General features: G+C 60.1%; 9 protein-coding genes. 3 read left to right on the forward strand and 6 right to left on the reverse strand.

Annotated elements, in window-relative coordinates:
- The 4 genes from GIW04_RS21360 to GIW04_RS21375 form a co-directional block, all read right to left on the reverse strand.
- Nucleotides 1-879, reverse strand: an 879-nt coding sequence (locus tag GIW04_RS21360) for an aminotransferase class III-fold pyridoxal phosphate-dependent enzyme (RefSeq protein WP_236479176.1), incomplete at its 3' end; no start/stop codon positions are given.
- Between the two features lie 456 nt (nucleotides 880-1,335).
- Nucleotides 1,336-2,103, reverse strand: a complete 768-nt coding sequence (locus tag GIW04_RS21365) for an N-acetylmuramoyl-L-alanine amidase (protein ID WP_120248401.1) — start codon at nucleotides 2,101-2,103, stop codon at nucleotides 1,336-1,338.
- A 122-nt stretch (nucleotides 2,104-2,225) separates the two neighbouring features.
- Complete coding sequence (locus tag GIW04_RS21370) at nucleotides 2,226-3,545, reverse strand: ATP-binding protein (RefSeq protein ID WP_120248402.1); 1,320 nt, start codon at nucleotides 3,543-3,545, stop codon at nucleotides 2,226-2,228.
- Nucleotides 3,545-4,225 carry a response regulator gene (locus GIW04_RS21375; protein ID WP_003192855.1) on the reverse strand — a complete coding sequence of 227 codons (681 nt, stop codon included), beginning with the start codon at nucleotides 4,223-4,225 and terminating at the stop codon, nucleotides 3,545-3,547. The genes GIW04_RS21370 and GIW04_RS21375 overlap by 1 nt, the downstream gene beginning before the upstream one ends.
- Nucleotides 4,226-4,400: 175 nt before the next feature.
- Here GIW04_RS21375 and dsbD point away from each other — a divergent pair, with 175 nt between their 5' ends.
- Genes dsbD through dsbG form a run of 3 tightly spaced genes read left to right on the forward strand, consistent with a single transcriptional unit; the run spans nucleotide 4,401 to nucleotide 7,710 of the window.
- Entirely contained in the window at nucleotides 4,401-6,128 is a 1,728-nt protein-coding gene (dsbD, locus tag GIW04_RS21380) for a protein-disulfide reductase DsbD (RefSeq protein ID WP_003192857.1), read from the forward strand.
- Entirely contained in the window at nucleotides 6,128-6,973 is an 846-nt protein-coding gene (locus GIW04_RS21385; protein WP_034136092.1) for a TlpA disulfide reductase family protein, read from the forward strand. The genes dsbD and GIW04_RS21385 overlap by 1 nt, the downstream gene beginning before the upstream one ends.
- On the forward strand, nucleotides 6,949-7,710 hold the full coding sequence (gene dsbG, locus GIW04_RS21390; RefSeq protein ID WP_120248403.1) for a thiol:disulfide interchange protein DsbG: 762 nt from the start codon (nucleotides 6,949-6,951) through the stop codon (nucleotides 7,708-7,710). The genes GIW04_RS21385 and dsbG overlap by 25 nt, the downstream gene beginning before the upstream one ends.
- Nucleotides 7,711-7,786: 76 nt before the next feature.
- On the opposite strand, the gene GIW04_RS21395 is transcribed toward dsbG, so the two are convergent.
- Both GIW04_RS21395 and GIW04_RS21400 read right to left on the reverse strand, forming a co-directional pair.
- Nucleotides 7,787-10,504: a hypothetical protein gene (locus tag GIW04_RS21395; protein WP_120248404.1), complete on the reverse strand. Its 2,718-nt coding sequence runs from the start codon at nucleotides 10,502-10,504 to the stop codon at nucleotides 7,787-7,789.
- A 166-nt stretch (nucleotides 10,505-10,670) separates the two neighbouring features.
- Nucleotides 10,671-11,209 (reverse strand): phosphopantetheine-binding protein (locus GIW04_RS21400; RefSeq protein ID WP_236479177.1); only part of this gene is annotated, 539 nt, incomplete at its 5' end.

Raw genomic sequence — 11,209 nt, forward strand, 5'->3', positions numbered from 1 at the left:
GATGATGCCAGCGTGTTCGAAGGCAAACATTTTGCCGGTACGCCCAAAGCCACTCTGGATTTCATCGACGATCAACGCCACCCCCGCTTGCGCGGTGATACGGCGCAGGCCACGCAGCCAGTCGAGGTCCGCCGGGATCACACCGCCCTCACCCTGGACCACTTCGACAATCACCGCCGCCGGCAGCAACACGCCGGCTTCCGGGTCGTTGAGCAGGTTTTCCAGGTAATGCAGGTTGACCCGCACACCTTCGGCGCCACCCAGCCCAAACGGGCAACGGTAGTCATACGGGAATGGCAGGAATTGCACCCCGTTGCCGAGCAATGCGCCCAAGGGTTTCTTCGGCCCCAGGCTGCCCATCAGACTCAGCGCGCCCTGGCTCATGCCGTGATAGCCGCCCTGGAACGACAGCACGGTGCTGCGCCCGGTGGCGGTGCGCACCAGCTTCAACGCGGCTTCCACCGCATCGGTACCGGTGGGGCCGCAGAACTGGATTTTGGCTTCCCGCGCCAGTTCCGAGGGCAGCAAACCGAACAGGTCCTGCACGAATTGATCCTTGACCGGCGTAGTCAGGTCCAGGGTGTGCAGGGGCAGTTCGTCGCTCAACACTTGCTGGATGGCCTGGATCACCACCGGGTGGTTATGCCCCAGCGCCAGGGTGCCGGCACCGGCCAGGCAATCGATGAACCGGCGCCCCTCCACGTCTTCCACGTAAATGCCCTTGGCGCGCTTGAGCGCCAGGGGAATGCGCCGTGGGTAGCTGCGGGCGTTGGATTCCTGCTGGCGCTGACGGGCCAGCAGCGGGCTTTCGTCAAACTGATAGAGCGTTTCCGCGGCCTGCACCGGGGCGTCTTCGATACGGCTGGTAGCGACTGACATCTCTGGATCCCTCAATACGCTGATGATGGTGACCAAACTGCCGATCCGTTGGCGTCTGGCCCAAGGGCATGCGCACGGATTTCCTGTTGTGGAGACGCTTCAGGTGCACGGGGATTTAGGAGGTTGGTCGGATATTTACCGACTATGCAGTTCGCCGCAGCCACCGCTAACCACGATGCGAAGCGAGCCGCTCTTGATCTGCTTTTGATCTCAGGCGCCCCGTTAAACCACGCTGGCCGTAATCCGCCAGTGATTTGGGGCGAGGACCTTTTGGTTACTTTTGGCTGGGCCGGCATTCCGGTCCTTCCAAAAGTGACCCGCTGTCAGAGCGGAACCCTAAGTGGCCGTTACCGCAGCAATGGATATGTACTCGGTATAACAGTGTCGGCTGGCAGGCCGTCTTCGCAGGCAAGCCCCCTCCCACATGGGGGACCCACATTTGAACAGTGCTCGGCATCAAATCCCACGGTACTTTTCGTTCAGTGCATACAAGATCGCGCAAGTCTCTGCATCCAGGAACCCACAATAATCCAGTGGCCGAAAGTGCATCTGGAACGCTCGGGTACGCTGCTCAAAGGCCTGGCGATTCTGCGCGGGCTTGTAGCCATACCGCTGAAACGCCCGCTCCACTTCCACTTCCGGCGGCAAGCCGAGACAAAAGCGGCGCTGGTACATCGCCCGGGTCGACTCATCAAACCAGGCCCCGATGCCGACTTCATGCAGCACCCGCCACGGCAGCCGAGGCCCTGGGTCGCTCTTGCGCCAGTAGGCCACGTCCGAATGCCCGAGCCAGTCAGTAGGGCCGACCTGCGGATAACGTTCCAGCAGGTCGCGAAGCAATTCAATCAATACATCAACCTGCGCTGGTGCATATTCAGGAAAGGTAAAGACGCCCGCGTCATCCCGCGCCAGGTTGACGATTTCAATGCCCATCGAGCGGCTGTTGAGGTCGGCCTTCCCCGCCCAATAGCTCACGCCTGCATGCCAGGCGCGCTGGCCCTCGTCCACCAGGCGAAACACCCGCAGTTCTTCATAACCGGCGGCGCGGTAGCTGGGTTCATCAGGGTCGGGCAGCAGATAGTGAGCGCTGACGCCATCTTGAGTGAGGGTGCGTAGCGAGGAAGCAAAGGGCGAAGCGGTGTAGTGCAAAACCACCTGTTGCACGGTTTCGCCGCGGCGGTCGTTGAAATCCCTGGCGGGGAAACTGGTGTCGATCACCAACATAAGAACGGTCCTTTTCAATTCAGGCCGACTCATTCGGCCCGTTCAAGCGCAAAAAAATTACCGCCATCCTGAAGGCTTGAGCCTCAGGCGGACGGTAATTATTTGCCACGTGAAAAGTCAGTTCAGCGCCGCAACGGCATGCCCAGGTCGACCCGCATACCGTCGGGCTGGCTGTCAAAATGCAACGAGCAGGAGCAACGTTGCACAATCGCCTGGACAATCGCCAGGCCCAGGCCACAGCCTTCGCTGCTGCCATTGCGCCAGAAGCGTTGGGTGAGGTATTGCAGGTCTTCGCTGGAGATCTGCTGGCCATGGTCACGCACGCGGAACACCACGTTATCCGGGGTAGAAAATACCTTCAGTTCCACGCGAGTCTCGGCGGGGGTATGGCGCAAGGCGTTGTCCAGCAGGTTACGCAAGGCCGCGACGGCCAGGCCCACGGGCATTTCTACCGGAGCGTGGGAGAGATCCGGCGCCAGGATCAGATCGATACGGGAATTGTCACCGGCGTTGGCATCCTGGATCGCCAACCGGGCGACTTCCTCGGCACTCGATTGCAAGCCATCATCAAACGACAGGCTGCCTTCCACCCGCGCCAGCAACAACAGTTGCTCCAGGGTGCGATGCAAGCGGTCGGCGCCCTCCTCGGCGTGCGCCAGGGACTGGTCGCGGGCCGCGCCCTCGGTCATGCGCGCGACTTGCAGGTGGGTCTTGATCGCGGTCAACGGGCTGCGCAGTTCATGGGCGGCGTCACCGGTCAGGCGACGTTCGCGCTCGATGGTCTTGGCAATGCGCTGCAGCAGTTGGTTCTGGGTGTCGAGCAACGGCTTGAGTTCACTGGGCAGCGGGTGAATCTGCAAGGGTTCGAGGGAGTCGACACTGCGCCGCATCAGCGCGTCACGCATACGGTTGAGCGGCACCAGGCTCTGGCCGATGCCCAGCCACAGCAGGCACAGGCAGCCCAGCAACGCCACGCCGACCGGCACCGACGCCGCCAGCAGGATCGACAGGTTGAGGGCTTCGCGCTCCACCTGGCGGTCGGCGGTGGTGATCAGCAAATCGCCACGGGACAGGGTAAAACTGCGCCAGCCCACACCGTCGATGATCTGGTCGCGAAAACCGCTGCGGCGCGACTCCAGCCCTTCCTCCGGCGTGGTATGGCTACGCGCCAGGATCTCGCCGCGCAAGGAACTGACCTGGCAGGCCATGCCGCCCGGCACATTCAGTTGTTCGGTGCGCAAATGCGCGCCACCGCTGACGCTGGCCAGGCCCGGCATCTGCTCGGTGAGCCCGGCCACCATGCGCGCCGAAGCCACCAGGCGCTGGTCGAGGGAAAACATCATCTGGTTGCGCAAATCGTTGAGCATCCAGGCGGCCGCCAGCACCCAGATCAGCACAAAAGCGGCGCCCAGCTTGAACGTCAGGCGCAGACGCAAGCTCATCACGGCGTGTTGTCTCCCCCGTCAGCCGTGCCCAGGCGATAGCCCAGCCCTCTGACAGTTTCGACGATGCCGTTGCCCAACTTGCGCCGCAGGTGGTGGATATGCACGTTGAGGGCGTTGCTTTCCAGTTCGTCGCTGAAGCCGTAGACGCTGTCCTTGAGCTGTTCGCTGGACAGTACGCGCCCCTTGTTGTGCAACAGCGCCTGCAACAACGCCTGTTCACGCCGGGACAAATCTACCGGCTGGCCGCCGAGGAAGGTCTCGCGGCTGCTGGGGTCATAGGCCAGGCGGCCATGTTCGATCAGGTTGACGCTGCGCCCCGCCACCCGGCGCAGCAGGGTTTGCAGGCGAGCAGCGAGTTCACGCAGGTCGAAGGGCTTTAGCAGGTAATCGTCGGCGCCGGCTTGCAGGCCGTCGACGCGGTTGGTCACCGAGTCGCGCGCGGTGAGGATCAGCACCGGAATCTCCAACCCCTGGCTGCGCTGTTGTTGCAGCAGCTTGAGGCCGTCTTCGTCGGGCAAGCCAAGGTCGAGCACCATGATGTCGAAGGCGGCGGCCTTGAGCATCGCCCGCGCAGCCGAGGCCGTGGCCACGCGCTCCACGGTAAAGCCCTGGGCGGTCAGGCCGGCTACGATGCCACTGGCGATCAGTTCGTCGTCTTCACAGACCAGTACGTGCATGATTAACCCTTCATGAAAGATGGCGCGATTAGAAAAGCCACGGATTAAGCGCGCATTATGCCGCTAAAGTTCGAAACACCGGATAATCCCTACGCTCTAGAATAGCGGTGGTTAATCATCGGTTAATCAACGCCACACATTGTGTGCCTCACTTGCATCGAACTAAGGCTTGACCATGCGGCATCTGTTTACCTTTCTGCTGGTGTTGTTCGCGGGATTCGCCCAGGCAGCGCCGGGCAGCCCCTTCGAAACCAAACCCGACTTCCTCCCGGTGGGCAAAGCCTTCGCCTTTACCTCCGAACGTCTTGAAAGCGGCGAAACCCAGCTGTTTTGGCAGATTGCCGACGGTTATTACCTGTACCAGCAGCGCATGAAGTTCGACGGCCTGGCCGAAAAGCCCGTGCTGCCCGAGGGTGAAGCCCATAGCGACGAGTTCTTTGGCGAGCAGCAAGTGTATCGCCAGGGCCTGGAAGTGAAGATCCCCGCCGGCACCACCGGCCAGGTCAAGCTCGGCTGGCAGGGCTGCGCCGATGCGGGCCTGTGCTATCCACCGCAGTCGATCACCGTGGACCTGGGCGGCAACCCGGCCGTCGCCGCCACCGCGCAAGCCCAGGATCAAAGCCTAGCCAGCGGCCTGCAGCAGCGCAGCCTGGGGTGGAGCCTGCTGGTGTTCTTCGGCCTGGGCCTGCTGTTGGCGTTTGCGCCTTGCTCGTTGCCGATGCTGCCGATCCTCGCCGGCCTGGTGGTGGGCAGTGGCGCCAGCCCGCGCCGTGGCTTTGCCCTGGCCGGCAGCTACGTGGTGTGCATGGCGCTGGTATATGCCGCCTTGGGGGTGATGGCCGCGTTGCTCGGCGCCAACCTTGCCGCACTTTTGCAAACGCCGTGGATCCTCGGCAGCTTTGCGGCGTTGTTCGTGCTGCTCGCTCTGCCGATGTTCGGCTTCTTTGAATTGCAACTGCCCGCCTTCCTGCGCGACCGCCTCGATAACGTCAGCCGCCAGCAAAGCGGTGGCAGCCTGGTGGGTGCCGGTGTGCTCGGCGCGTTGTCCGGCCTGCTGGTGGGACCGTGCATGACCGCGCCCCTGGCTGGCGCCCTGCTGTACATCGCCCAGAGCGGCAATGCGCTGCACGGTGGCCTGATCCTGTTTGCCATGGGCATCGGTATCGGCATTCCCTTGTTGTTGCTGGTGACCGTGGGCAATCGCTTCCTGCCCAAGCCGGGCACCTGGATGAACGTGCTCAAGGGCGTCTTCGGCTTCCTGTTCCTGGGCACTGCGGTGCTGATGATTCGCCCGGTGGTCGGCGACAGCCTGTGGATCGGCCTGTGGGGCGCCTTGGCGCTGGTGATGGCGTACTGTGGCTGGGCGCTGGCCCGTGAGTCCGGCCTGGCGGCCAAGGTATTTGGCGCCGGTTCCCTGGTGCTGGGCCTGTGGGGCGCGGTGCTGGTGGTGGGTGCGGCCGGTGGCAGCGATGAGCTGTGGCAACCGTTGAAGGTCTACAGCGGCTCTCGGGTCGCCGATGCACCCAGCGCTCACGATGCCTTCACCACGGTCAGCGATCCGGCAGTATTGCAAAGCCAACTCGACAGCGCCAAGGCCCAGGGCCAGTGGGTGCTGTTGGACTACTACGCCGACTGGTGCGTGTCGTGCAAGATCATGGAAAAACAGGTGTTCGGCAAACCCGAGGTGATGGACGCGCTCAAAGACGTGCGCCTGTTACGCCTGGACGTCACCGCCGACAACGCCGCCAGCCGCGAGCTGCTGGGCCGCTACAAAGTGCCGGGGCCACCGAGCTTCGTGTGGATCGGCCCGGACGGTGAAGAACGCCGCGCCCAACGCATCACCGGCGAAGTAGACGCCGCCGCCTTCCTGCAACGCTGGACACAAACCCGAGACGCGCGCTGATGTTGACCCTGACCATCGGCACCTTCGCCATCGCCCTGAATCACATCCTGCTGATCAGCGCACTGATTCTCGCCACCCTGGTGGGCTGGCGCGTGGCCAAGCGCGGCGGCGAGAACCCGGAGTCGGTGCTGTTCAGCCTGTTTCTGCTGGGCCTGCTCGCCGCCCGGGTCAGCTTTGTGCTGATGTACTGGAGTTATTACAGCAACGACTGGGTGGAGATGGTCGACCTGCGTGACGGCGGCTTTCTCGCCTGGCCCGGGATCATCGCGCTGATCCTCGGCGCGCTGGCGTACGGCTGGCGTCGCCCGGCCCTGCGCAAGCCGCTCAGCGCCGGGGTAATCACCGGCCTGTTGTTCTGGGGCATGACCAGCCTGTCCCTGAGCCTGTATGAAAAAGGCACGCGCCTGCCGGACATCACCCTGCGCAACGCCAATGGCGAAGTGGTGCAACTGGCCGATTATCAGGGCGGCCCGCTGGTGATCAACCTGTGGGCCACCTGGTGCCCGCCGTGCCGACGCGAAATGCCGGTGCTGGAAAACGCCCAGCGCATGCGCCCCGACGTGACCTTCCTGTTCGTCAACCAGGCCGAAAGCATGCAAAGCGTCAGCACCTACCTGGCCACCCAGGGCCTGAACCTCGACAACGTGCTGTTCGACGCCAGCGGCCGCCTCGGCCAGGCCGTGGGTTCCATGGCCCTGCCGACTACGCTGTTCTACCAAGCCGATGGGCGCCTGATCAACAGCCACCTGGGCGAACTCTCCGAAGCCAGCCTGGCCCGCGCCATGGAACCCTTCGACAACGCCACGATAAGGAAACCGACATGCCTCGCCTCCGCCACCTGCTGACCCTGCTGCCTTTGACGCTAGCCGCTGCGCTGGCCCAGGCCGAAGACCTGCCGGCCCCGATCAAACAGATCGAAGCCAAGGGCGCCAAGATCATCGGCAAATTCGATGCCCCCAGCGGCCTCACCGGCTACGCCGCCCAGTACCAGAACCGTGGCATGGCCCTGTACCTGACCGCCGACGGCAAACACGTGATCGCGGGCAACCTGTACGACGCCCAAGGCAATGACCTGAGCACCGCGCCCCTGGAAAAACTGGTGTACGCGCCGATGGCCAAAGAAGTCTGGGCCAAGATGGAAAACAGCAGCTGGATCCAGGACGGCGATAAAAACGCGCCGCGCACCGTCTACCTGTTCAGCGACCCCAACTGCCCGTATTGCAACATGTTCTGGGAACAGGCCCGCCCATGGGTCAAGGCCGGCAAGGTGCAGTTGCGCCACATCATGGTCGGCATCATCCGCGAAGACAGCCCAGGCAAATCCGCCGCCCTGCTCGCCGCCAAAGACCCGCAAAAAGCCCTGCAAGAGCACGAAGCGGCCGGCAAGGGCAGCAAGCTCAAGGCCTTGGAAAAGATCCCGGCCGAGGTCGAGGCCAAGCTTGATGCGAATATGAAGCTGATGGATGAACTGGAGTTGTCGGCGACGCCGGCGATTTTCTATCTGGATGACAAGGGTGGGTTGCAACAGCAGCAGGGGGCGCCTTCGCCGGAGAAGTTGGTGAAGATTTTGGGGCCGAAGTAAGTTTATAAACGAACGACTTGTGTGGAAAGGCGCCCTCGTTTCTTACGAGGGCGCCCCAGTGGCTAGAACAGCTCAGTTATAACCAGAATGTAAAGAAATCGAAATACATCCAATCTGAAGAGTGGATCTCCATATAGCCTATAACCGAACCTCCTGGCGCCGAGACATCGATCCAACCATTAAGAGGATTGCCGTTTAGACTCACCGTGCGTAAAAGTTCGCCTGACGGACTGTAGAAGTGAACCGTTGTAGGGTAATGGTTCCAAGTGTATGCACACCTCACGCGCTTACACGTAAAGGTCAGACCCAATCGTACTCGCTGCGCACTCGTTGCTGAATTTGAATCGGCAAGCACAAGTGCAGGCCCCTCCAACATTCCCGGCGTTGCGGAAAAGGTCGAAATACCCGCTCGTCCAGGGCCCGATATGAACGATATATTCATGGTCGGAACGCTAATACTTCCCCCCTCAGAAATGAGTCGAGTGGGCTGCCCTGTAAAGTTCTCATAACGAACCTTAGGTGGAACAAGCACGGTCAACACCCGCGGTGGGCATACCACGTTCTCCTTCGAACTGCCCTGCGTGGACACGCTGAAAGTAAGGGTCAAGTTGGTGTTGTCTTTTAGCTTATCCAGGTCGGTTCGCAGTACTGACTCCGCCACCCCTTTAGCTGCTTCCTCCTCCGTGATGACTCTGTTCGCATATACAACAAACGTGTGGGGATTGCCGTTTTCACCTGTACCCGTTGCACGCAGCCAGCATGTATGCCCTTTCCGCAAAAACCACATCGAATTTTCGAAGGAATTGGCATTCCCGTTAATGACTTTCAAGTCCACAATACCGTGGTCAACTCCAGGAGGCGTCGCCTCCAGCACGTTCGGAGCATTCAGCCGTGTGGGCAGATTGATCTTCAAATTCAGCGGCAATGAAATCTGGGCCTTCTCCCTACAGGTGGTGGTCACGGTGTAAATAATCTTCGGGGTTTCACCCATGCTCTCGATCACGGCTTCAGCAGGCAGGCGAAATTTGACAACGCCTTCACGACTGCCGCGCTGAGGCTCCAGTGTCCAGTAGAGTCCGTTGGGTCTCTGCCAACATAGAGCGATCTCATGTTGTTCATTCATACGCAGGTAACTGACAGTCACTTCCAGGCCATCCCGAGCGTTCCACGGCTCCAATTCATTGTCTTGCGCCTTGTCGACGGTGGGTGGGAGCAGCACCAGGTCTTCCTGGATGATATGGAATTTCGCAGCCGGAGCTTCAATAGCGTCTGATCGATCACAGGCTTCGCAGAAGCTAAAGGCAAAATGCAGTTCAAAGTCACTGCAATCGTCCATTTTTTGCAGCTTATCTCTGGGGATAAATGTTTCAACGCCTTTATTCATCCAGTCCTCGGTAACAGGCTCCTTGATCAGAATATCAGACCGATAGTCACTTCCGTGCTCATGCGTACCTGTGATCCACGCCCAGCAATAATTGGCGCAGGTGGCATAATCCCCTATCTGAACAAACGCCGTTGCGTCCTCAGAGAAAATATTGAGATTGACCTTACCGTGGGTCGCCTCTGCAATCTCCGACTGTGAAAGTTTAGGTTTAAGTACATTGACCACTCGCTCCGGAGACTGTGGTTCAGGCCCCATCAAGTTAGGAAATCGAACGGTATAGCTCAGCGCCATCGGCTTGTTAAAGAAACAGGCAATCACACAGCGTGGCAACTTGACCGATGCCTGCTCTCCATCGTTTTGAATTTCTACGCAGCCAAGTGACGTCGATCCGTAGCCGGGGCCGCTCACGTAGAAGCAGATCTGATCACCTGCGTACGTGTCCAGCTCCGGCGCGTCCACATTGCCCCCGTTTTTGGTGAGTTGCGGGTTAAGGCACCACTTATCGTCGAAAAACGCAGATTGCCGCAAATGGGGCGGCGGCAAATTCTCCAGGCCTTGATCCCCAATGAAAGCAGCGGTACGACGATGTTGGATTTGAAGAGCGTTCCTGGGAAGCCGGGTCTCTTCATCAGGATTTTCAACTTCAGCCGGCGGTTGGGGCTCCTCGCCACTGGTGATCCAGGCAGCCTGACAAGTAATTGACTCGTAACGTGGCTTTTGACGTGCCAGCCAACCACGAGGAATCGGAAATTCAAGTTTTTTGCCTGATGCTATATCTTCGAGCGTTAATGCGTACCCGTAAGCCACGATATAGAAAACGGGTTTTCCACTGAATTGCTCAATAACGACACTGCAGTAAATTTTATCTCCAACCTGGGCGAGTGGAGGAATAGGTATTTCAACTATCTCATCGCCTTGGTGATCGTGCATGTCATAGGTTGGCGTATTTTGGAATACCTTTTCATCTCTTAATCGAGGTGCTAGCGCTTTACTTTGTTCTGCCGAGTAAAAAGTCACCCCCACTTCCTTGGTCAGTGAAACAGCTGGTTTACCGCTCACTGTGCCCTCGTACCATACGACCAGCGTGTACCCCATGGACATGGTCAGGTATTTCTGCGGAATCAGGATTTCCCTGGCACCCGGCTGCCCGCTTGAGTCAACAACATCATTCAAGCGGATCTCTGGCGCCTCCTTTATGCTGAACTTTACGGTGATGTCCAACCTGTCCATGCGCGAGTCGACAGTCAGGTATGAGTCCTTCTCCATCGCTTCTGCCGTAATCGTCCCGTACAGCTCACTGGAGATGATGGGCGCGTCGACTTCCAGCGCCTGCGGCTGTGGCGTAATTGAAGGCGTTGGCGCATTGTCGGTATTTGAGGGGGCTTCACGCGTGGAGGTTTGCTTGGCCATTTTCAGAACTCCGTGTTCAAGAGAGGTAGGTATCCTCGACCAGCCCAGTCCGGCCAAGGCACTCCCTTAAGTGAGTCCTATTTTTTCGCCCCCGCCTACTGTCAGAATTGACAGTTCGCGCTGAAAAAACGGCGCTGCCCGACCAACGGACAGCGCCCTTTGCGCCTTAGAACCCCTCCAACTCCGCCATCAAATCACTCAACCGATCCACCTTCTCGGCACTGATCTCATTGCCCGCCAACCCCTCGATATACCCGGCCAACTCCGCCACCGTGCTGCACTCGAACATCGCCCGCAGCGGCACATCGCGCTGCAACGTTTTCTGCACCCGCGAAGCGATCTGCGTAGCCAGCAACGAGTGCCCGCCCAGTTCGAAGAAGTTGTCCTGCACCCCAACCCGCTCGACTTTCAGCACCTCGGCCCAGATAGCCGCCAACGTGGTTTCCAGTTCAGTGCGCGGCGCCACATAGTCCTGATTGTGCAACTGGCCGATCTCCAGCGCCGGCAGGGCCTTGCGGTCGAGTTTGCCGTTGGCATTCAGGGGCAGGCGGTCAAGCCATAGCCACTGCAGCGGCACCATGTATTCGGGCAGTTCGGCACGCAGGCGTTGCTTGATACGCTCCAGCTGTTCGCTCGGGTCGAGCGTGGCATCGGCGGCCACCAGGTAGCCGACCAGGTGCTTGCCATTGGCCCCCTCTTGCACAC

The sequence above is a fragment of the Pseudomonas sp. PA-4-8C genome, assembly GCF_021606625.1.
In the GTDB taxonomy this organism is placed as follows: domain Bacteria; phylum Pseudomonadota; class Gammaproteobacteria; order Pseudomonadales; family Pseudomonadaceae; genus Aquipseudomonas; species Aquipseudomonas lactis.